Below are 20,293 nucleotides of genomic sequence, written 5' to 3'. Positions count from 1 at the left end.
GTCGGGGTGTTCGGTGTTCACATCACGCGCAGCGACACGATCCGCGCCTGCGCGGCACCGTTCGTGGCCGTCACCCGCACCCGCAGGCCCGTGACCCCGTCGACCTCGACATCGTGCACACGCTGTCGTCGGCGGTTCGCCGTCACGCTGACCCGTTCGACCCAGACACCGTCGGCGCCGCAGGTCTCCACGACGTAGTCGCGAACCAGCTCGGGGAACACGCGGTTGGGCGTGCGGTGGTGATGCAGCGTGTTGAGCTCGACGTCGGTGTCGTCATCGAACACCAGGCGCACGGCCGTGATCGACTGCTCGACGTCCCACGCGAGGGCGAGATGCGGCGCCGCGTCGTCGGGGCGCGACATCCACAGGTTCGGACCGCCGAAGAACCGCTGATAGCCGCCGACCGCCTGCTGGGCCGCGAAGGCCGATGTCTGGGGATGCAGGCGCACGCGCGGCGTGCGCCCTCGCATCGGGATCGCCGGCCACGCGATGACGCTCTCGGACTCGTCGACGGCGACGTTCTGATCACCGTCGGCCTGAGGTCGGTGCGGCAGGGTCAGCACTCCCGGCACCTGTGCCTCGGCGAGCACGACGCTCACATCGGGATCGGCGCCCAGGACCACGACGACGTTCTCGGGCTCAGCCGGGGTCCACACGAGCGGCAGCCGCACCCACTGCGGGTCGGCGGCTGCCCTCACGTCGACCGAGACCCGCATCCGTTCGTCGATGGGAACCGCGTTCTGCCGACGCCCGGTGGTCCACAGGGCGGCGGTGAGGGTGGTGCCGCGGGTCACCTTCAGCAGGACGTCGACGCCGTCGAGCCGCGGGTCCACCGGGACGAGCACCCCCAGGTCGGAGTCGAGCGGTTGCTCGGCGACAGCGGCATCCGGCACGAGTTCGACAGGGTCGAGCGTGGTCGCCACCGATGACGCCGATACGCGGGCCTGCCGCGCCAGGTCGGCCGGATCGGTGTTGCGCACGCCGAACACCGAGGCGTCCTGGCGCAGGAGCACCTGGCGCAACGCGTCGGCGTGGTCGGCCGCCAGCGCGCGCGGACGCACCCCGAGGTCGAGCGCGAGGGCGGCTCCGGTTCCCGCCGCTTCGCCGCCCGCGCCGCATGTGGCCATGACACGGGTCGAGCCGAACGCGACATGGCTCGCCGAGATGTCACGACCCGCTACCAGCAGGTTCGCGACGTTGCGCGAGTAGTAGCTGCGGAACGGGATGCCGTAGATGCCGTTCGAGTACCGCTGGTGAGCCCCGGCCTCGGTGGCGTACATGCCCTCGACCGGGTGCAGGTCGATCGACCAGCCGCCGAACGCGACGTCGTCGTGGTGGTCGACCTGATCGAGGATGTCGTTCTGGGTCAGCACGTGGTCGCCGATGAATCGGCGGTACTCGCGCTTGCCCGGGATCGTGCCGACCCATTCGAGATCGAGGGTGTCGGCGTCGAAGCGGCCCGAGTTCTTGATGTAGTCCCAGATGCCGAAGATGACGGAGCGCAGCTCATCGCGGATCGCCTCGTTGTCGTGCACGGTGTCGAGGTGGCCGCCCCATTCGATCCACCAGTAATGCGCACCCGAGTCGCCGGACCGCAGGATCCGCGACGTCGGGATCGGGGTGGTCGTGATGTCCTTCGCCGAGTCCGGCGCGACGAAGTCGACCGGTCGCCCCACATCCTTCGTGTAGAAGAGGATCGTCGAGCCGAGGAGCTCGTCGTCGGCCGTCTCAGGCGCCCACGCCTCGCCGAACTCGTCGCGGGACTCGCGTCCGATCCGGAACTCGGCGCCGGCCAGGTACCCGATGAGCCCGTCGCCGGTGCAGTCGAGGACATACGGGCTCCGGAACGTCGTGGCGATCTCCGACCCCATCGTCCACCCGTGCACGGCCGTCACGACCCGCTCGCCGTCGACGTCGTCGGTGTCGATCTCGCGCACATCCGTGTTGAGGAACAACCGGATGTTGGGCTCCGCCCGCACCGCGTCGAGCACGACCTCGTCCCAGATGATCGGGTTGCCCTCCGGGTTGCGGTACTGGTTCTCGACGTAGAGCTCACCGATCACGCCGCTCTCGCGGGCGAACCGCTGGATGCCGTGCGACGTCGCGCCGACGACCCAGACCCGCACCTCCGACGACGAGTTGCCGCCCAGCACCGGCCGGTTGCCGATGAGCGCCACCCGCTTCCCCAGCCGCGCGGCGCTGATCGCCGCGCAGACGCCGGCAAGGCCGCCGCCGACGACGGTGATGTCGGATTCGATGTTCTGAGTGCGCATGGTTCCTTCAGGGCAGGGGGATCACCGGCGGGAGCGAGACGGCTCCCGCCGGTCGGATGGCGGTCTGATCGAGCGGTGAGACGGACGCGGGCCCGGGCGGGCTCAGAGCAGGCGGGAGATCGCCTCCCCCGCGCTCTTCATCGCCGCGGCGGGCTGCGCCTGGCCGATGAGGACCGCCTGCACCTGTTCGGCGATCGCGGTCTCCATCTGCCCGTAGGCGGGGTACTTCCACAGCGGGCTGGGCTTCGCCGTCGCCGTGATCGACGACGTGAATGCCTCGACGAAGGCGTTCGAGGTGACCGCGTCCGACGACAGCGCGGCATCCGTCGTCGGCGGCAGGCCCAGCGCCGTGAAGTACGTCTCGCTCTGCGCGGTGTCGCTGGTCAGCCACGACGCGAAGTCAGCCGCCGTCTGCGCCCCCTCGCCGTCGACGACGACGACGAGGTGTCCCCAGAGGACGTGCTGCGGGGTCTGACCGGCTTTGAGAACCGGCCGCGCGATCGGGATCATCTTGTCGCTGAGCGAGGCGTCGGGCGACTGCGAGAGCACGGCCGACTTGCCCACGGGCGCATCGTCGTAGAGCGCGGTCGCACCCTGAGCGAAGAGGGTGCGGGCGGCGGCCCGGTCGACGTCGGGCGCGATGAGCCCCTCGTCGTAGAGCTTCTTGTACCACTCGACGGCCTTGATCGACGCTTCGTCTCCGATCGCCGACTCGTCGCCGTCGACGATCGGCGAACCGAAGGTCTGCATCCACACGACGATGTCCTTGAGCTGCGCGGCCTTCGTGCTCGCCGCGTAGGGGATCACCCCGATCCCCTTGAGCGCACGCAGGCCATCCTCGAACTCCTCGATCGTGGCGGGGGTGAGCGACGCCCCGGCACGGTCGAACAGCTCGGCGTTGCCGATGAGGCCGACGGCGCCGATCGTCCAGGGCAGTCCGAGCTGCTTGCCGTCCGACTTGCCCGCCCCCAGTGCGGCGTCGGTGTACCCCTTGCCCTGCGTGAACGCGGACAGGTCGGTGAGCTTCCCGAGCGCGGCGAGCGCCGACAGCCAGGCGACGTCGAGCTGCGCGGCACCGGCGAACTGGCCACCCCGCACCTGCAGCGTCAGCTGGTTGAGGTAGTCGTTGTACGGGTAGGCGACCGTGTCGATCCCGATGCCCTCGGCCTGCCGGAAGCTCGTCAGGGCCGACTCGATCGCCGGCTTCGCCGCTTCCTCCGACAGGCTCCACGACGAGAACGTGAAGTCGGTGGCGGTGCCGCCGCCCGGCGTCGCGGCCGGCGCACCGGAGCCTCCCGGGGCGCAACCGGCGAGCCCGAGCACGGCGGCGCCGCCGATGCCGAACACCGAGTACCGCAGCAGCGTGCGCCGCGAGATGTCCTGGACCATGAATTCTCCTTCGAATCGGGTGGGTGGGTCAGCCCTTGACCGCGCCGGCGGTGATGCCGCCGACGAGGAAGCGCTGAAGCAGGATGAACGCGACGCAGACGGGCACCGACACCACGAGGGATGCCGCCATGAGCGCGGGCCACGAGGTGCTGGCCTCGGAGATGAAGGTGTTCACGAGGCCGGGCGGCAGCGTCTGCCGATCGGGCCCGGCGAGGGTGAGCGCGAAGATGAAGTCGTTCCACCCGCGGACGAAGGCGAACAGCCCGGCCGCGACGAGACCGGGGGCCGCCAGCGGGAACACGACCGAGTGGAAGATGCGCCACGGACCGGCACCGTCGATGCGCGCGGCCTCGATGAGGTCGTCGGGGAGCGCGTCGAAGAAGCCCTTCAGCATCCAGACGCACAGCGGCAGCGTGAACGTCGTGAACGACAGGATCAGCGCGAGGTAGGTGTTCAGGAGACCGAACTGCGCGAAGACGAGGTAGAGCGTGACGAGCAGCAGCGCCTGCGGGAACATCTGGCTCGACAGCACGAAGTACATCAGCGACTTGCGGCCCGCGAAGCGGTACTTCGAGAAGGCGTATCCCATGTACATCGACACCACGACCGACAGCACGGCGGTCACGACCGACACGATCACGCTGTTGCGGAGGTAGCCGAAGATCTGCTCGTTGCCGAAGACCGCCGCGTAGTGCTCGAACGTCACCTGTGTGGGGAAGATGGCCGGCGGGAAGGCGAACACGCGGTCGCTCGGGGTGAGCGACGTCACGAGGAGCCAGTACACGGGAGCGAAGCCGAAGAGGACGATCACCGCGAGCGCGGTCCACATGCCCCAGCGGATGCGGGTGCGTCGGCGTCGGGTCGGCCGCGGGGGCTCGGGGGCCGCCGCGGCCGTTGCCGCGGGCACGGGGACGGGGGTGATGGTGCTCATCGGGAGCCTTCCTTCTCGCCACGCTCGGAGAGCCACACGTAGACCACGACGAGCACCGTCAGCAGCGCCATCCAGACGATGCCGAGCGCGCCGGCGTGACCGAGGTCGTAGCCGCGGAAGGCGGTGTCGTACACCTCGGTCGCGAAGGTGCTGGTGGTGCCGGCGGGGCCGCCGCCGGTCAGCACGAAGATCGTGTCGAAGTGCTGGAAGTTCCAGATGAACTCGAGCAGCACGACCAGAGCTGCGACACCGCGGATGTGCGGCCACGTGACGGCGAAGAAGCGGCGGACGACGCCGGCTCCGTCCATCGAGGCCGCCTCGTGCAACTCGCCGGGCACCGTCTGCAGCGCTGCCAGCAGCATGACCATCACCCAGGGGAACGTGTTCCACGTCTTCGCGATGATGAGGGCGCCGCGAGCGGTGTCGGTCTGGAAGAGCCAGGCGACCGGGCTGTCGATGGCGCCGAGGCTCATGAGGATGCCGTTGAGCACACCGTAGTTGGCGTCGAAGATCCACATCCAGAGGAACGAGACGACGACCCCGGGAATCAGCCACGGGATGAGGAAGGCGCCCCGCAAGATGCGCTGGCCCGGGAAGCGCTGGTTCAGCACGAGCGCGAGCGCGAGCCCGATCAGGAACGGGGCGATGGTCGCGCCCACGGTGAAGATGAGGGTCTGCCAGACGAGCCGACCGAAGTCATCCGCAAGGACGGCGGACAGGTTCTCGAGCCCCACGAACTCCATGCCCGGATAGAGCAGGTTCTCGTCGAAGAACGCCGAGACGAGCGACCGCAGCAGCGGGTAGAGCACGATCGCGCAGAGCAGCACGAACCCGGGCAGCAGCAGGAAGACCAGGAAGGTGCGCTCGCTCAGCCGCGAGCCGAGTCGGCCCCGCCCGGGGCTCTCGTGAGCGGTCACGCTCGAAGAGGTCATCGTCGTCCTTCGTTTCGTCGTCCGGGCCGTCGTCTGCGACTCCCGGGGTAGCGACTATCCGCGTCGCCGAACTCAGAGTGCACGACGTGCGCACAGTGCGCAACCGTCATGCACTAGGTGCATAATGGGGTGACGGACGTCGGCGGCGAAAGCGAGGAAGCATGGCTGCGGAGAAGGGCGCCAATCAGAGCGTCGAGAAGGCGATCACGGTTCTCGAGACCTTCTCGGGGGGCGAGCCCATGCGCGTGAGCGATGTCGCGCGCGAAGCCGGGATCGGTCAGTCGACCGCGTCCCGTCTGCTCGCGACTCTCGAGGCCGGCGGGCTGGTCGAACGCGATCCGCAGACGGCGCTGTACTTCCTCGGCGCCGAGCTCATGACCCTCGCGGGCATTGCGATCAATCAGAACCGGGTGCACCGAGTCGGCCGTCAGATCGCGCAGAGCCTCGCCGGCGAAATCGGTCTCGGCGTCAACATCGCCCTCCTTCGCGGCGCGGAGCTGGTCTACCTCTGCAACTTCGAAGGGCCGCTGTCACCGAAGTCGCACACGCTGATGGGGCAGCGCGTGCCGCTGCATGCGACCAGCATCGGCAAGGCCACGCTCATCGGCACGAATCGCGAGAAGCGCCTACGGCTGTTGCCGGAGCTGCCCGGCTTCACCGAGGCGACCATCACGACGCACGAAGCGCTCGACCGCGAGGTCGCGCTGACCGCGAGACGCGGCTACGCGATCGAGGTCGAGGAGTTCGTGCTCGGACGGGCCTCGACCGCAGCGCCGATCCTCGACCGCAGCGGGAAGATCGTCGCGGCCGTCTCCATCTCCGGGCCGCTCACGGCGATCGATCTCGAGGCGCGCGGCGCGGAGCTGGGCCGCACGGTCGTCGAGACCGCCGACCGCATCAGCTCGGGCCTCGGCTATCAGGGCCCGGCCTGAGCCTTGCGGTCCGACCGGCGGCGCCCCGCGCGTGCGATGAAGAACAGGATCGTGCCGACGACGATGTAGCCGGCGGTGCCGAGCCACACCGGCCCGGTCTGCTGCGTGAGCAGCACGATGCTGGCGATGATCGCGAGCACGGGCACGACCCGCGGCACCGAGAAGTGCTTGTGCTCGACTTTGTCCTTCTTCAGCACCAGGACGCTGACGTTCGCCGACAAGAAGACGAGCAGAAGCAGCAGCACCGTCGTCTCCGCGAGTGTTCCGATGTCACCGAGCACCGTGAGGAGCATCGTGGCGCCCGCGACGACGAGGATCGAGACCCACGGCGTGCGACGCTTCGACAGCACGCGGCCGAAGGCGTGGGGCAGGAGCCCCGATTCGGCGAGACCGTAACCCACGCGGCTGGCCATCACCATGAACAGCAGGGCCCCGTTGGCGATGGCCACGAGGGCGATGAGGCTGAACAGCCACGGCGGGATCGCGAAGCCGCTCGCGGTCACGACGTCCAGCAGCGGCCCGGTCGACTCGGCGAGCTCGGCAGGGGGCACGACGATGACGGCCCCGATCGCGATGAGCAGGTAGACGACCGCCGCGGTGATGATGGCGCCGAAGAGCGCCCGGGGGTATGACTTCGACGGGTTCTTCACCTCTTCGGCCATGTTGGCCGCCGCCTCGAAGCCGAGGAACGAGAAGAAGGCGACGATGGATGCCGCGAACGCCCCCTGCAGCGGGGCCACGTCCGGGGCGAACTCGAAGATCCGTGCCGGCTCGCCGCCGCCGCCCGCGAAGACCATCGCCGCGACGAAGATGACGATGACGAGGCCCGACACCTCGATGATCGACGCCACGAAGTTCGTCGCGAGCGACTCACGCACACCGCGGAGATTGATGAGGGTGAGGACGGCGATGAAGGCGATCGCGACGGGGATCGGCGGGATGTCGAACAGGGCGGCGAAGTAATCGCCGGCGAACGCGTTGGCGAGCGCGGCGGCCGTCGTGATGCCCGACGCCATCATGAGGAAGCCGACGAGGAACGACAGGAACGGGATGCCGAACGCCTTGTCGACGTAACGAGCCGCCCCGCCCGCGTGCGGGTACTTCGTGATCAGCTCCGCATACGTTCCCGCCGTGAGCAGAGCGACGACGAGCGCGATCAGCAGCGGCAGCCAGATCACACCGCCGACATCGGTCGCCATGGTCCCGACGAGGGTGTAGATGCCGGCGCCGAGGGTGTCGCCGACGATGAACGCGAACAGGAGGGGGGTCCCGATGGCCCGTTTCAGCCCGGGGCGATCGTCAGCGATCGGCGCACTGGTGTCGTTGGTCATCGCATCACTTCAGCGGCTCGCCCCGGATCCGAACAACCCCTGGCGTCGGCGCGCGATCTGTGGTTGTGCCCCTGACACGCGCGTGCCACCGACGAAGGCAGGATGTGAACATGCCCGACGCTCCCGCTCGCCTGTTCCTCCGCGGTGCCGCAGATCTCGCTCGCGGGTTCGGCTTCTGGTCGCGCCGCCCCGGGGTCATGGCGCTCGGCCTCATCCCCGCCGCGATCGTCGGCCTCGTCCTCCTCGGCGGACTCATCGCGCTCGGCGCGTTCCTGCCGGGGATCGTCGACTCCCTCACCCCGTTCGCCGACGCCTGGCCGGGGCTGTGGGCCACGCTCGTGAGGATCGCCGCAGGCACAGCGCTCCTGGGCGGCGCGATCGTGCTCGTCGCGGTATCGTTCACGGCGCTGACCCTCATGGTGGGCGAGCCGTTCTACGACCGCATCTGGCGGGCCGCGGAGGCCGACCTCGGCGGGCCGGTACCCGACAGCGAGAGCGGGTTCTGGCGCTCGGTCGGCGATGCGATCGGGCTCATCGCCCGCGGTCTGCTCGCGGCCGCCATCGCGGCGCTCGTCGGCCTGATCCCCGTCGTCGGCGGCGTACTGGGGTCGGTCACGGCGGTGTCGCTCACCGGCTGGCTTCTCGCGGATGAGCTGACCTCGCGCGCCCTGTCGGCCCGCGGCATCCGAGCCGCCGACCGTCGGCGGCTGCGTCGAGTACACCGCGCCCGGTTCCTGGGCTTCGGCATCGCCACGCAGCTGTGCTTTCTTGTTCCGCTCGGGGCCGTCGTCGCGATGCCGGCTGCCGTCGCCGGCTCGACCCGGCTGGCGCGGACCGTGCTGGACGCGCACGACTGAGGCCCCGCGCCCGGCGTCAGTCGTGCCGGACCGAATCGGGCTCCTCGTCGCGGATACGCTCGTTCTCGATCTGGAACGTCGAGTGCAGCACCGATACCTCGAAATGCTCCGCGACGCACGAGCGCACCTCTTGCAGCACCTCGGCCGCATGGCCGTCGGTGAAGCACCGGTCCTCGACGACGACGTGCGCCGTGATGGTCGGAAGCCCCGACGCGACCGTGGAGGCATGCAGATCATGCACGTCGGTCACGTGGTCCAGGCGCAGGATGTGTGCACGGACGTCGTCGAGGTCGAGCCCCTGCGGCGTGAACTCCATCAGCACCGACGCCGTCTCGCGCATGAGCTTGACCGCGCGGGGCACGATGAGGGCGGCGATGAACAGGCCGGCGACGGCATCCGCCTGGGCGAAGCCGGTCGTCGCGATGACGATCGCCGCGACGATGACCCCGACGGACCCGAGGGCGTCGTTGAGCACCTCGAGGAAGGCCGCGCGCATGTTGAAGTTCGCGCCACGGCTCGACGAGAGCACCGCGATCGCGACGATGTTGGCCACGAGCCCGACCACGCCGAAGACGAGAAGCTCGAGCGCGGGAACCTCCGGCGGCTCGAACAGGCGACGGATGCCTTCGATCGCGGCGTACACGCCCACGACGAGCAGCAGCGCTGCCTGGGCGAAGGCGGCGATCACCTCGATGCGGCGGAAGCCCCAGGTCCGGCGGGCGTTGGCCGGTCGCATCATGAGGTTCGCGGCCACGAGCGCGACGAGCAGGCCCGAGGCATCGGTGAGGGCATGGGCGGTGTCGGTGAGCAGGGCGAGGCTGCCTGTGACGATCGACCCCACTGCCTGGGTCACGACGATCGCCGCCGTGATCCCGAAGGCGATCCAGAGCTTCATCCGGAAGTCGGCGGGCTGTCCCGCCTGGGCCGCGTCCACGGGGCCGTGGTCGTGTCCGGCGCCCATCAGCTGGCCTCGGCCTCGGGGGCGACGGAGCGGGGCCGCCGGAGGTGCCCGCACAGCGTCGCGCTCGTCCCCGTCGCGCCCAGCAACGCCTCCGCCGCGTTGATGAGTCGCGCGGTCGCCTCGGGCTCGGCCAGGGCGTACCAGGACGATCGCCCGTCGGGCCGCACCGAGACGAGCCCGCACTCGAGCAGGAAGGCGACGTGCTTGCTCACGGTCGACTGTGCGAGCCCCACGTGCTCGACGAGATCGCGCACCCGGTGCTCGCCGTACGACAGATGCTGCAGCACGGCGAGCCGGGTCGGGTCGGCGAGCGCCTGGAAGAGGTGTGCGTAGACCTCGGTCGCGCGCGCGTCGAGCTCGACGGGGACACGACCCTCGAGAGCTTCATTCATCGCCATAAAGCGATGATATCGCGCAACTCCGATCTGGGATAGGCGATGTCAGGCGTGCACCTGATCGGCTCCGCCCGGCGCGAGCCAGACGGTCGCCTCGCCGGGGAGCCACCCGTCGACGAGGGGCTGCGTCGCGAGCGCTATCTCCCCCGCCGGCACCGGGTACGGCTCCGCGCCGAATGTCGTCACGACCTGCCATCCGTTGGGTCGCTCGACGTGCAGCACGTCGGGACGGCCCGTCTCGATCCACGTCAGCTCCTCCCCTGTTTGGAGGAGGGATCGCAGCCGTAGTGCCTTCCGGTACAGATTGAGCGTCGACGAGGGTGCGCCGTCGAGAGCCGCGACGGCATGCTCGGCGAACCAGGCGGGCTGCGGCAGGTGAGAACCGCCGTCGCCGAACCCGAACGACGGGTCGGTCGTCGTCCAGGGCAACGGCACACGGCATCCGTCGCGTCCGATCTCGGCACCCTCGGTGCGGAAGAAGGTCGGGTCCTGACGATCGGATGCCGAAATGTCAGCGACCTCGTGCAGTCCGAGCTCTTCGCCCTGGTAGATGTAAGTCGACCCCGGCAGGCCGAGGATGAACATCGTCGCGGCCGTGGCTCGGCGCAGCCCGCGCTCACGGTCGAGGCCCGCCTCGTCGCCGCCGTCGATGAGCCACTGCCCGCCATGCCGCGAGGGCATGCTCGTCTCCGCGGTCGGCGTCTTCAGCCCGTACCTTGTGGCGTGCCGGACGACGTCGTGGTTCGACAGCACCCACGTGCTCGACGATCCCGATTGACGGGCGAGAGCGAGATTGTCCGTGATGATCCGGCGGAAGGCCGCCGCGTCGAAGTCGGCTTCGAGCAGATCGAAGTTGAATGCCTGGCCGAGGCTCTCCGGGCGCGCGTACAGGTGGATGCGCGCCGGGTCGACCCACGCTTCCGCGACCGCGGTGCGGGGCGGGTCGTACGAGTCGAAGACGGCGCGCCACTCGGCGTACACCTCGTGGACGTCATCCCGGTCGATCAGCGGGTGGTTGCCGTCGCGCGGGATGAGGTCGAGCTCAGCACGCGAGGGAAGCGGTTCGGTGAGGTCTTTCGTGAGCATGTGCGCCACGTCGATGCGGAACCCGTCGACGCCGCGGTCGGACCAGAATCGCAGCGTTTGGACGAAGTCGGCCCGCACCTCGGGGTGGTCCCAGTTCAGATCGGGCTGCTCGCGGGCGAAGTTGTGGAGGTACCACTGCCCGTCCGAGACGCGTTCCCAGGCCGATCCGCCGAACACCGACAGCCAGTCGGTCGGCGGCTCGGCACCTTCCGGGCCCGTGCCCTCTCGGAAGATGTAGCGCTCACGCGCGGCGGATCCCCGGCCTGCAGCGAGCGCTTCCTGGAACCAGACGTGCTGGTCCGAGGTGTGGTTCGGCACGATGTCCACGACGACACGGATGCCGCGCTCGTGCAGCGCCGCGAGCATCGCGTCGAAGTCCTCGAGCGTTCCGAGCCTCGGATCCACGTTGCGATAGTCCGCGACGTCGTAGCCACCGTCGGCGAGCTCGGAGGGGTAGAACGGGCTGAGCCAGACGGCATCCACCCCGAGCTCCGCCAGGTAGTCGACGCGCGCCGTGATGCCGGGGAGGTCGCCCAACCCGTCGCCGTTGGCGTCGGAGAAGCTCCGGGGATAGATCTGATAGACCACCCCCTGCCGCCACCACGGGGCGGACTCATCACCGAGGACGGTGTCGGCGTCGGGGCCGGCGGCGAGGTCTAGCGAGGTTGTCACGGAGATGTGTCCTTTCATGGGGTTCGCGTGGTCAGCCCTTGACCGCACCCTGGGTGACGCCCTCCATCACCCAGCGCTGCGTGAACAGGTACGCCAGGATCGCGGGCGCCATCGCCATGAGGTACGAGGCGAAGGAGACGTTGTAGTTGTTGCTGAATTGGGTCTGGAACAGGTTCTGCCGCACCGGCAGGGTCTGCATGGCGGGGTCCGAGATGATCAGCGACGGCAGCATGAAGTCGTTCCAGGCGTAGAGGAAGGCGAAGATGCCGACCGTCGCGCTCATGGGCGCGAGCAGCGGGAAGATCAGCTTCCAGAAGGTCTGCCACGTCGACGCGCCGTCGATGCGCGCGCTCTCCTCGAGCTCGATGGGGATCGAGCGCAGGAACGCGGTGAACAGCAGCACGCTGAAGCTGAGCTGGAACATCGTCGCCAGCAGCACCACGCCGACCGGGTTGTCGAGGCCGAGACGACCGGTCAGCTGGATCTGCGGCAGAGCCACCACCGGGAACGGGATGAACATCGCCGCCAGCAGGTAGAAGAACGAGTAGCGGAACAGTCGGCGATCCCAGTTCCGGACGATCGCGTACGACGCGAAAGCGGCGAGGATGATGGTCGCAACGACCGTGCCGGCGGTGACGAAGAACGAGATCGCGGCCCCGACCGGGAATCTGGTCAGGTTCCACGCCTGCACGAATCCGTCGATGCTGAAGGGCGCCGGCAACGAGAACGCGTTGCCGTCGACCGCCTGACCGGTCGTCTTGAACGCCATCGAGACGGTGACATACAGCGGCAGCAGCACCGTGACGGCGCAGAGGATCAGGATGACGGTCGTGGACCAGCTGATGCGCTCGCCCTTCCCGGTGCGGGCCACGCGGGACGGACGGGCGCGACGGCGGGCGCCGACGGTGACGGCATCCGCCTGCTCGAACGCGAGCGCGGGCTGAGAAGTGGACATCAGAACGAGTTCCTTCCACGCGTGAGCGAGAGCTGGAGCAGCGAGATGAGCACGGCGACGACGAAGAAGATGGTCGCGTTGGCCATCTGATAGGCGTAGTCACCGCCGTTGAAGCCCGCGATGATCGTCATCGCGACGCTGCGGGTCGCGGTGCCCGGTCCCCCGTTGGTCAGGCCGACGATGATGTCGTAGGCGTTGAGGAAGCCCTTGAACCCGAGGATGACGTTGATGACGACGTATCCCGCGACGAGCGGCACCGTGATGCGCAGCAGCTGCTGCGTCTTCGACGCGCCATCGAGATCTGCCGCCTCGTAGACGTCACCCGGAACCGACAGCAGCCCGGCGATGTAGATGAGGAGCGTGCCGGGGATCGCCTGCCAGGCCGTCACGATGACGATCGCCACCCACGCGAGGTCGGGGTTCGCCAGGAGGCTCGTCTCGAGCCAGGGAAGCCCGAGCGATGTGCCCGCGGCGGGCAGCGAGTTCGAGAACAGGAAGTTGAAGACGTAGGCGATGATGATGCCCGAGATCACCATCGGGATGACGAAAATCGTGCGCAGGCCCGTCTTGAATCGGATGCGCGCGGTCAGGCCGACAGCGAGCAGGAACGCGATGACGTTCACGACGATGACCGTCGCGATCGCGAAGCCCGCGGTGAACAGGTAGCTCTGCAGGATCGCCGGGTCGCTGAAGAGCGCGATGTAGTTCGTCAGGCCGACGAAGCGCCACTCCCCGATCCCGATCGAGTCGGTGAGGCTGAAGAAGATGCCGATGAGGCCGGGCACCGTGATCGCGAGCGTGAACAGCACCAGGCTGGGCAGCAGGAACACGTAGTAGATCGGCTCGACCCGGCGGTGGCTCCGGCGGGCGCGCCGGTCACCGCCGGTGAGGATCGTCGTCGTGGAACTCGTCGTCGCGGTCATCGCGCGCTCTCCGCCTCGTTCGTCAGCGCGGGCTGGCGGAAGGCCAGTCGCGCCCAGTCGGTGTCCATCGTGCGGAGGACGGATGCCGGGCTGTCGCCGAAGACCATCGCCTGCGCATACCCGAAGACGGGGATGGTCTTCGGCACCAGCACCGAGGGACCCTGGTAGACGCGCCCGGCGTCGTAGAACTCCTCCATCCCCGCGATGCGCGGATCGTCGGGCGGTGCGGCATCCGTCGTCGGGCTGAAGCCGAGCTGCGAGGCGTTGTAGGCCTCGATGATCTCGGGGCGGAAGAGATATTCGAGGAAGTCACGGGCGGCGTCCTGATGACGCGACCCCTCGGGGATCATCGCCGCGAGGTCCATGTTCACCCGCACTGCGCGGTCGGCCGGGTCGTCGGTCATCGGCAGCGGGAAGGTACCGAGATCGAGGTCGGGGGCGGTCTTCGCGATCTCGCTGAAGGCCCACGGTCCCTGCAGGTACATCGCCGCCTCGCCCTGGGCGAAGGCCAGGTTGCCGTCGCCGTAGCCGCGGCTCGCGGCGTCGCGGTTGACGTAGGCACCGGTCAGCTGCAGCATCCGTTCTGCGGGCTCGGCGAAGTCCTTCTCGAACGACGTGGAGGACTCGGGACCGACATCCGCGCCCTCCGTCGCGAGCCGGTCGAAGAAGTCGAGGACGTCGACCGAGCCGCCCACGGCGTAGTCGTACCAGCCCTGACCGATGGTCCAGTCGTCCTTGAAGGTCGCGTAGAACGGGGTGACCCCCGCCGCCTGCAGCGCGTCGCACACCGCAATGAGCTCGCTCCACGTCGTCGGGACCTCTAGGCCGAGTTCGTCGAAGATCGCGGTGTTGTAGATGACCGACGACGCCATGACCGAGTAGGGCAGGGCGCTCGTGCGTCCGGGGCACGTGCCGTACTGGTCCATGAGCGGCTGCAAGTCTTCGCGGGTGCTCGCGGCGGCGTCGGTGCCGGCGAGATCCGTCAGCGCGCATCGCTGAACGAATCGGGCAACCTCGTAGTTGTAGTTGGCCAGCATGATGTCGGGAGGATTGCCCCGGACGAAGCTGGCGGAGACGACATCCACTCCCGAGGTGTCCATCTCGACGCGGACGCGGTCTTGCGAGGCGTTGTACTGCGAGACCACGTCCTGCATGAACGACAGCGCCTCACGCTTGCTGAAGGTGAAGCGGATCGTCTCCCGCCCGTCCGCTGAGCACCCCACGAGCAGCGTCGCGGCGAGCGCGGCCACCGCCGCCGACGCGACGATGCGCCTCGACCGTCTCGCCCTGTTCCACACCGGCTCCGTCACCTGTTTCCTCCGATCGCCTCATTGCGGCTCGAATCGTCGCCGAGTAAATTTACTCGCCAAATCAATTACTGAACGGCAGTATGGCAGGGCCGGATCAGAAAGGTCAACACGCATGTCGACGACGACGATGACGACGGTGGCCGCGCGCCCCGCGAGCCACGACGCGGTCCTCGCCTTCGCCTGGACCTCGGCGGAGTTCACCGCGACCGACGTCATCGCCGCGACCGGGCTGACCCGCTCGACGACGATCGACGCACTCGAGGCCCTCGACGAGCTCGGGCTGCTGCGAGAGCTCCCCAACGCACGCCTCGCGGGCGACTACCGCAAGGGACGCCCCGCCCGCCGGTTCGCGCTCCGCGACGATGCTGCCGTGCTGGTCGGCGTGGATGCCGGGCATGTGCACCTCACCGCGACCGTGACAGACCTCCGCTCGCGCAGCCTCGCCACGCAGCGCGCGACTCTCGCGCTCGACGGCGACGATGCCGCAACCCGCGCCCGGCGGATCATCGCCGTCATCGACGCGGCACTCGACGCCGCCGGGCGAACGCGTGGCGATGTGCTCGCCGTGTGCGTCGGCGTGCCGGCACCCGTCGATGGCGAAGGACACTCGCCTGAGCACCCCCGCGGGTTCTGGGCGCGCATGAACCCGGGGCTCGTCGACGAACTGTCGTGGGCGCCGATCGTGCGAGTCGACAACGACGCCTCGCTCGCCGCCGTCGCCGAGGGCTCCGTCGGCGCCGCGGCCGAGTGCCGCGACTTCATCGCCCTGCTCGCGGGGACGCGCCTCGGGGCGGGTGTCGTCGTCGACGGCAACCTGCTGCGGGGACGACACGGCGGGGTGGGCGAGATGGTCGCCTTCGACCACGTCGAGGGGGTCGGGAACGCGGAGGGGCTCGGAACTCGCGCCGTTCATTGGGCGAGGGAAGCCGCCGCGGGCGGCGAGCTCTCGCCCGAGAGCCCGCTCTCGGCCCTCGCATCCGCCGATCTTGATGCCCGCGCCGTGCTCGAGCTCGCCGCGCGCGGCGACGCCGACGCCCTTCGCATCGCCGAACGCGTCGGAATGACGCTCGCCCGCATCGTGAGCGTGCTCGGGAGCATGTTCGACCCCCAGCGCGTCGTCGTCTCGGGTGGCATCTCCGCGGGCGTCGAAGAAGTCGTCGCCGCCGCGCGCCGGTTCCTCCCGACCGACCTCGACCTGCCGGCGCCAGAGCTCGTGGCATCCGATCTCGGCGCCGACGTCGTCGTGGTCGGCGCCGTAGCCGGAGCAGCAGAAGCCGCCCGAGCCTCGGCACTGGACGTGTGGGCGGCGCGCGCGAGCGCGAGCGCCTGACCTCGCGCGGGCGCCGGCGTCAGCGGGCGCGACGGATGCGGATCGGTCCCTTCGCCGTCGATGGGTCCACCACGATGCCGCGCTGCGTGATCTCGACCTCGCCGTCGGCGACGAGCCGCCGCGCGGCGCGACGCGCAGGCTCCATCAGGTCGCGCCACTCCTCGCCGCCGACGGCGCGCGCGGCCTCGGACGGACAGATCGTCGCGTCCGCCGAGCGGGCGCTCAGCAGCTCCAGGATCTTCTCGCTCAGCTGCGCGTCGACGGGACGGATGCCGCGACGGCGGCAGGCATCCGAGCAGTAGCGGACCTCGTCCCAGTTCTTTGCCCACTTCGCACGCCACTGCATCTCGCGCCCGCACGACGCACACGTCTTCGGCGGCGGGGTCGCGGCGGCGGCAGCTCGGGGCATGCGTCCAGTCTGCGCGCGTTCCGGGCGTGGACGCGCGCTGTTGGCAGACGCCGGGTGCGCCCGGGCCCGCCTCTCCGGCTTAGCCTGGCGGGATGTCGTTGTCGCCGAAGGTGTACGTGATCCACGAGAACCCCGAGTGGTGGGCGCCCTTCGCGGCCGCGTTCGCCGCCGCGGACGTCCCCGCCGAGCAGTGGCTGCTCACCGACGGCTCGATCGACCTGTCGGCCGAGCCGCCGCAGGGGGTCTTCTGGTCGCGGCTGTCGGCATCGGCGCACACCCGCGATCACGCGCAGTCGAAGGAGTACGGCCGCGCAGTGCTGCGCTGGCTCGAGTCGTGGGGCCGCCCCGTGGTCGGCGGCAGCCACGTCCTCGAGTTCGAGGTCAGCAAGGTCGCCCAGCACGCCGCCCTGCGGTCGAGCGGCATCGACGTCCCGCGCACCGTCGCCGTCTTCGGCACCGGTGACCTGAAGGAGCGCGCACGCGAGTTCCCGGTGCCGTTCATCAGCAAGCACAACCAGGGCGGCAAGGGTCTCGGCGTCCGCCGCTGGGACTCCCACGACGAGTTCGACGCCTGGGTCGACGGCCCCGAGTTCGAGGCATCCCCCGACGGCATCACGCTCATCCAGGAGTTCCTGTTCGCCCGTGAGCCGTTCGTCACCCGCGCCGAATACGTCGGCGGCGAGTTCGTCTACGCCGTGCGCGTTGACACGAGCGCGGGCAGCTTCGAGCTCTGCCCCGCCGATGCGTGCGTCGTCGACCCCGCCGCGGGCACGGACGCCGCCCCGGCCTATCCGCCCTTCGCGCTGCGCGGCGAGATCACCGCCGACCACCCGCTGGTCGCGCAGCACCGCGACTTCCTCCGCGCCGTCGACATCCGCATCGCCGGGATCGAGTTCGTCGAGACGATCGACGGGCGACTCGTCACCTACGACCTCAACACGAACACGAACTACAACCCCGACGTCGAGGCCTCGGCTCACGCATCCGGGCCGGGCGAGATCGCCCGGTACCTCGGCGGACTGCTCGGCGAAGCACGCAACTAGCGCAGGCCCGCCTCACGCACAACCGATAGGCCGCACCCGAGGCCCTTCCTACGCTGACACCGTGCTCCGAAACCTCGTGATCGTCCTGGGCGACCAGCTCGACCCCGACGCGAGCGCCTTCGACGACTTCGACCCCGCGCAGGATGCCGTCTGGATGGCGGAGGTCGCCGAGGAGTCCACGCATGTCTGGAGCTCGAAGCCCCGCACCGCGGTGTTCCTCGCGGCGATGCGCCACTTCGCCGCCGACCAGCACGACGCCGGGCACACGGTGCACTACGCCCGACTCGACGACCGGGGCAACAGAGGGACGTTCGCCGATCAGCTCGCCGCCGACCTGACGAAACTGAAGCCCGAGACGCTCGTGGTGACCGAGCCCGGCGAGTGGCGCGTGCGCGAGGCGCTGAAGCAGACGGCGGGAGCCGCCGGCATCCCTCTCGACATCCGCATCGACCGGCACTTCTTCTCGACCATCGCCGAGTTCGCCGAACACGCCGAAGGCCGGGCGACCCTTCGAATGGAGTACTTCTACCGCGAGATGCGAAAGCGGCACGGCATCCTGATGACCAACCGCGGGCAACCCGTCGGCGGGCAGTGGAACTACGACGCCGACAACCGCAGAGCGTTCCCGAAGCAGGGCCCCGGGCGACGTTTCCGCCCGACGAGATCACGCGCGAGGTGATCTCACTGGTCGAGAGAGAATTCGGCGAGCACCCCGGCTCGCTCGACACGTTCGCGTGGCCGGTCACTCGCGCGCAGGCGCTCGAAGCGCTCGACCTTTTCATCGACGAGCGGCTGCCGGGCTTCGGCGACGCTCAGGACGCGATGTGGCCGGGCGAACCCTGGCTGTGGCACGCGCACCTGTCGTCGTCGATGAACCTGAAGCTGCTGCATCCACGCGAGGTCGTCGCAGCCGCCGAGGCGGCGTACCGGCGGCAGCACGCGCCGCTGCCTGCGGTCGAGGGGTTCATCCGGCAGATCCTCGGCTGGCGCGAGTACGTGCGCGGGATCTACTGGACGCAGATGCCCGGCTACATCCAGCGGAACGCTTTCGAGGCGTTCGAGCCGCTACCCGACTGGTACTGGACCGGCGACACCCCGATGGCGTGCCTGAAGGATGCCATCGGCACGACGCTCGAGAACGGGTACGCCCACCACATCCAGCGCCTCATGGTCACCGGGCTCTACGCGATGCTGCTCGGCGTCGACCCGCGCGAAGTGCACGCCTGGTACCTCGCGGTCTACGTCGATGCGGTCGAGTGGGCCGAGCTCCCGAACACGCTCGGCATGAGCCAGTACGCCGACGGCGGGCTCATGGGCAGCAAGCCGTACGCAGCGACCGGCAAGTACATCGATCGCATGAGCCCCTACTGCAAGACCTGCCCGTTCGACCCCGCGAAGCGGATCGGCGAGGATGCCTGCCCCTTCACCACTCTCTACTGGGACTACCTCATCCGCCACGAGGAGCCGCTCGCCGAGAACCACCGCATGGCGCTGCAGGTGAAGAACCTGGCGCGCCTCGACGACGACGAGATCACCGCGATCCGCGACCGAGCTGACGCCATCCGGCGGGGCGACGTGGCGGCGTCTCGATAGTCTGCGCGGATGAGCAGCATCGACCGCCCGCCACTGTCCGGCGCCGCCTGGGTTCTCGTCGGGGCCGGGGGCGCGGTCGTGGGTCTGCTGCCCTGGCTGATCACCGGCGCGCGGCTGCCGCTGCAGAATCTCGCCGCAGACCAGACCGACCTGACGACGCCGTTCTCGCTGCTGCCGTTCAGCCAGTACTACCTCACGACGATCGTCTCGCTGCTCGTCGTCGGCGGCGCCGTCGCCGGCCTCGCAGCGCGCATCCTGCGCCACCGCCGCTCCCGCCGAGCGACAGGCTGGCTCACGCTCGGGGTGGCCGTGATCCAGGTCATCGCGATCGCGCAGTCGTCGGTCGTGACGGTGTCGATGCTCGAGGATTCGAGCCGCCGCGTCGTGTACGCGGCGGCCGTGATCGCCGTCATGGTCGTCTCGCTCCTGATGAGCGTGCTCGTGCTGCTTCTCACCGCGCGTGCCCCGGTCCCCGGCGCTGCGATCGCTCTGTCGCTCGCGGCGCTCACCGTTCCCGGATGGATCGGGCTCCCGCTGCAGAGCTATCTGTCGCTCGCGAACGACCCGGTCACCTCAGCTGTCCTGCTGCTGCTCCGGTGGCTGCCGGCCGTTCTCGTCGGCGCCGTGATCGCGTGGTGCGGGTTCCGCACGGCCGGGCGCGTCGCGGCCGTCGTCGTGAGCCTGGCCGCGCTGTGGATCGGACCGGCCTTCTTCACCGCCGTCTCGTCCGCCGCGGGCACGCGCGTGCTGGCGCCCTACCCCGCCGAGATGGCCGACTACGGCATCGGAGTCTTCGCCATGGCGCTGACCGCTGTCGAGCTCGTCGTGCCGCCGCTCATCGTGGCGGCGTGCATCGGTGCTGTCGGCGCACTGGTTCTGACCGCTCTTCGTCGCCGACCCCGCAGCGAGAGCAGCGGCGCCGTGGCCGATCATCGCTGAGGTACCGTGAGGCGTGAGCATCCGCGTGAACG

The 20,293-nt window shown here is 69.4% G+C and carries 17 protein-coding genes and 1 pseudogene; 6 read left to right on the top strand and 12 right to left on the bottom strand.

Features of this window, described 5'->3' with window-relative positions:
- Positions 1 to 17: 17 nt before the first annotated feature.
- The 4 genes from ACU6RU_RS13375 to ACU6RU_RS13360 all read right to left on the bottom strand — a co-directional run bounded on the left by ACU6RU_RS13375 (position 18) and on the right by ACU6RU_RS13360 (position 5,525).
- Entirely contained in the window at positions 18 to 2,273 is a 2,256-nt protein-coding gene (locus ACU6RU_RS13375; RefSeq protein WP_446726777.1) for an FAD-dependent oxidoreductase, read from the bottom strand.
- Positions 2,274 to 2,375: 102 nt separating this feature from the next.
- Positions 2,376 to 3,662, bottom strand: coding sequence for a sugar ABC transporter substrate-binding protein (locus ACU6RU_RS13370; RefSeq protein ID WP_289330463.1), 1,287 nt, complete (start codon positions 3,660 to 3,662; stop codon positions 2,376 to 2,378).
- A 28-nt stretch (positions 3,663 to 3,690) separates the two neighbouring features.
- Positions 3,691 to 4,593: a carbohydrate ABC transporter permease gene (locus ACU6RU_RS13365; protein WP_289330464.1), complete on the bottom strand. Its 903-nt coding sequence runs from the start codon at positions 4,591 to 4,593 to the stop codon at positions 3,691 to 3,693.
- Positions 4,590 to 5,525 carry a carbohydrate ABC transporter permease gene (locus ACU6RU_RS13360; protein ID WP_023953611.1) on the bottom strand — a complete coding sequence of 312 codons (936 nt, stop codon included), beginning with the start codon at positions 5,523 to 5,525 and terminating at the stop codon, positions 4,590 to 4,592. Before ACU6RU_RS13360 ends, ACU6RU_RS13365 begins: the two co-directional genes overlap by 4 nt.
- Before the next feature lie 161 nt (positions 5,526 to 5,686).
- On the opposite strand from ACU6RU_RS13360, the gene ACU6RU_RS13355 reads away from it, so the two are divergent.
- Positions 5,687 to 6,457: an IclR family transcriptional regulator gene (locus ACU6RU_RS13355; protein WP_120263985.1), complete on the top strand. Its 771-nt coding sequence runs from the start codon at positions 5,687 to 5,689 to the stop codon at positions 6,455 to 6,457.
- Here ACU6RU_RS13355 and ACU6RU_RS13350 read toward each other — a convergent pair.
- A complete protein-coding gene (locus ACU6RU_RS13350) occupies positions 6,442 to 7,788 on the bottom strand; it encodes an APC family permease (protein ID WP_120263984.1) in 1,347 nt (448 codons plus the stop codon). The two genes, ACU6RU_RS13355 and ACU6RU_RS13350, sit on opposite strands and share 16 nt — an antisense overlap.
- Before the next feature lie 110 nt (positions 7,789 to 7,898).
- On the opposite strand from ACU6RU_RS13350, the gene ACU6RU_RS13345 reads away from it, so the two are divergent.
- Positions 7,899 to 8,645, top strand: coding sequence for an EI24 domain-containing protein (locus ACU6RU_RS13345; RefSeq protein ID WP_446726776.1), 747 nt, complete (start codon positions 7,899 to 7,901; stop codon positions 8,643 to 8,645).
- A gap of 16 nt (positions 8,646 to 8,661) precedes the next feature.
- On the opposite strand, the gene ACU6RU_RS13340 is transcribed toward ACU6RU_RS13345, so the two are convergent.
- Genes ACU6RU_RS13340 through ACU6RU_RS13315 form a run of 6 tightly spaced genes read right to left on the bottom strand, consistent with a single transcriptional unit; the run spans position 8,662 to position 14,887 of the window.
- The gene (locus tag ACU6RU_RS13340) at positions 8,662 to 9,606 is read right to left on the bottom strand and encodes a cation diffusion facilitator family transporter (RefSeq protein WP_446726775.1); all 945 of its coding nucleotides are present in this window, start codon (positions 9,604 to 9,606) and stop codon (positions 8,662 to 8,664) included.
- Positions 9,606 to 10,004 (bottom strand): ArsR/SmtB family transcription factor, encoded by a 399-nt coding sequence (locus tag ACU6RU_RS13335; RefSeq protein WP_353105712.1) that lies wholly within the window; start codon positions 10,002 to 10,004, stop codon positions 9,606 to 9,608. Before ACU6RU_RS13335 ends, ACU6RU_RS13340 begins: the two co-directional genes overlap by 1 nt.
- A 42-nt stretch (positions 10,005 to 10,046) precedes the next feature.
- Positions 10,047 to 11,759, bottom strand: coding sequence for a glycoside hydrolase family 13 protein (locus ACU6RU_RS13330; RefSeq protein WP_446726774.1), 1,713 nt, complete (start codon positions 11,757 to 11,759; stop codon positions 10,047 to 10,049).
- Positions 11,760 to 11,790: 31 nt separating this feature from the next.
- Positions 11,791 to 12,714 (bottom strand): carbohydrate ABC transporter permease, encoded by a 924-nt coding sequence (locus tag ACU6RU_RS13325; RefSeq protein ID WP_434543647.1) that lies wholly within the window; start codon positions 12,712 to 12,714, stop codon positions 11,791 to 11,793.
- On the bottom strand, positions 12,714 to 13,637 hold the full coding sequence (locus ACU6RU_RS13320) for a carbohydrate ABC transporter permease (protein WP_289330470.1): 924 nt from the start codon (positions 13,635 to 13,637) through the stop codon (positions 12,714 to 12,716). Before ACU6RU_RS13320 ends, ACU6RU_RS13325 begins: the two co-directional genes overlap by 1 nt.
- Positions 13,634 to 14,887: an ABC transporter substrate-binding protein gene (locus ACU6RU_RS13315; RefSeq protein ID WP_289330471.1), complete on the bottom strand. Its 1,254-nt coding sequence runs from the start codon at positions 14,885 to 14,887 to the stop codon at positions 13,634 to 13,636. Before ACU6RU_RS13315 ends, ACU6RU_RS13320 begins: the two co-directional genes overlap by 4 nt.
- Before the next feature lie 172 nt (positions 14,888 to 15,059).
- Between ACU6RU_RS13315 and ACU6RU_RS13310 the strand changes: the two genes are divergently transcribed.
- Positions 15,060 to 16,277 carry an ROK family protein gene (locus tag ACU6RU_RS13310; protein WP_446726773.1) on the top strand — a complete coding sequence of 406 codons (1,218 nt, stop codon included), beginning with the start codon at positions 15,060 to 15,062 and terminating at the stop codon, positions 16,275 to 16,277.
- A 19-nt stretch (positions 16,278 to 16,296) separates the two neighbouring features.
- Here the strand turns inward: ACU6RU_RS13310 and ACU6RU_RS13305 are convergent, their stop codons facing one another.
- Entirely contained in the window at positions 16,297 to 16,686 is a 390-nt protein-coding gene (locus ACU6RU_RS13305) for a DUF2256 and DUF3253 domain-containing protein (protein ID WP_120263980.1), read from the bottom strand.
- Positions 16,687 to 16,778: 92 nt separating this feature from the next.
- On the opposite strand from ACU6RU_RS13305, the gene ACU6RU_RS13300 reads away from it, so the two are divergent.
- From ACU6RU_RS13300 to ACU6RU_RS13290, 3 genes and pseudogenes are all read left to right on the top strand, one after another.
- Positions 16,779 to 17,729 (top strand): ATP-grasp domain-containing protein, encoded by a 951-nt coding sequence (locus ACU6RU_RS13300; RefSeq protein ID WP_446726772.1) that lies wholly within the window; start codon positions 16,779 to 16,781, stop codon positions 17,727 to 17,729.
- 61 nt (positions 17,730 to 17,790) lie between these two features.
- A pseudogene (locus ACU6RU_RS13295) lies at positions 17,791 to 19,322 on the top strand (cryptochrome/photolyase family protein).
- Positions 19,323 to 19,331: 9 nt separating this feature from the next.
- Entirely contained in the window at positions 19,332 to 20,261 is a 930-nt protein-coding gene (locus ACU6RU_RS13290; RefSeq protein WP_289330475.1) for a hypothetical protein, read from the top strand.
- Positions 20,262 to 20,293 lie beyond the last annotated feature (32 nt).

It is taken from the genome of Microbacterium sp. F1-18, assembly GCF_052921305.1.
This window is presented reverse-complemented; position numbering and strand designations above follow the sequence as displayed.

Coding starts and splice junctions, on each gene's coding strand:
- ACU6RU_RS13375 (WP_446726777.1), bottom strand. CDS start 2,273: ATGCGCACTCAGAACATCGAATCCGACATCACCGTCGTCGGCGGCGGC.
- ACU6RU_RS13370 (WP_289330463.1), bottom strand. CDS start 3,662: ATGGTCCAGGACATCTCGCGGCGCACGCTGCTGCGGTACTCGGTGTTC.
- ACU6RU_RS13365 (WP_289330464.1), bottom strand. CDS start 4,593: ATGAGCACCATCACCCCCGTCCCCGTGCCCGCGGCAACGGCCGCGGCG.
- ACU6RU_RS13360 (WP_023953611.1), bottom strand. CDS start 5,525: ATGACCTCTTCGAGCGTGACCGCTCACGAGAGCCCCGGGCGGGGCCGA.
- ACU6RU_RS13355 (WP_120263985.1), top strand. CDS start 5,687: ATGGCTGCGGAGAAGGGCGCCAATCAGAGCGTCGAGAAGGCGATCACG.
- ACU6RU_RS13350 (WP_120263984.1), bottom strand. CDS start 7,788: ATGACCAACGACACCAGTGCGCCGATCGCTGACGATCGCCCCGGGCTG.
- ACU6RU_RS13345 (WP_446726776.1), top strand. CDS start 7,899: ATGCCCGACGCTCCCGCTCGCCTGTTCCTCCGCGGTGCCGCAGATCTC.
- ACU6RU_RS13340 (WP_446726775.1), bottom strand. CDS start 9,606: ATGGGCGCCGGACACGACCACGGCCCCGTGGACGCGGCCCAGGCGGGA.
- ACU6RU_RS13335 (WP_353105712.1), bottom strand. CDS start 10,004: ATGGCGATGAATGAAGCTCTCGAGGGTCGTGTCCCCGTCGAGCTCGAC.
- ACU6RU_RS13325 (WP_434543647.1), bottom strand. CDS start 12,714: ATGTCCACTTCTCAGCCCGCGCTCGCGTTCGAGCAGGCGGATGCCGTC.
- ACU6RU_RS13320 (WP_289330470.1), bottom strand. CDS start 13,637: ATGACCGCGACGACGAGTTCCACGACGACGATCCTCACCGGCGGTGAC.
- ACU6RU_RS13310 (WP_446726773.1), top strand. CDS start 15,060: ATGTCGACGACGACGATGACGACGGTGGCCGCGCGCCCCGCGAGCCAC.
- ACU6RU_RS13305 (WP_120263980.1), bottom strand. CDS start 16,686: ATGCCCCGAGCTGCCGCCGCCGCGACCCCGCCGCCGAAGACGTGTGCG.
- ACU6RU_RS13300 (WP_446726772.1), top strand. CDS start 16,779: ATGTCGTTGTCGCCGAAGGTGTACGTGATCCACGAGAACCCCGAGTGG.
- ACU6RU_RS13290 (WP_289330475.1), top strand. CDS start 19,332: ATGAGCAGCATCGACCGCCCGCCACTGTCCGGCGCCGCCTGGGTTCTC.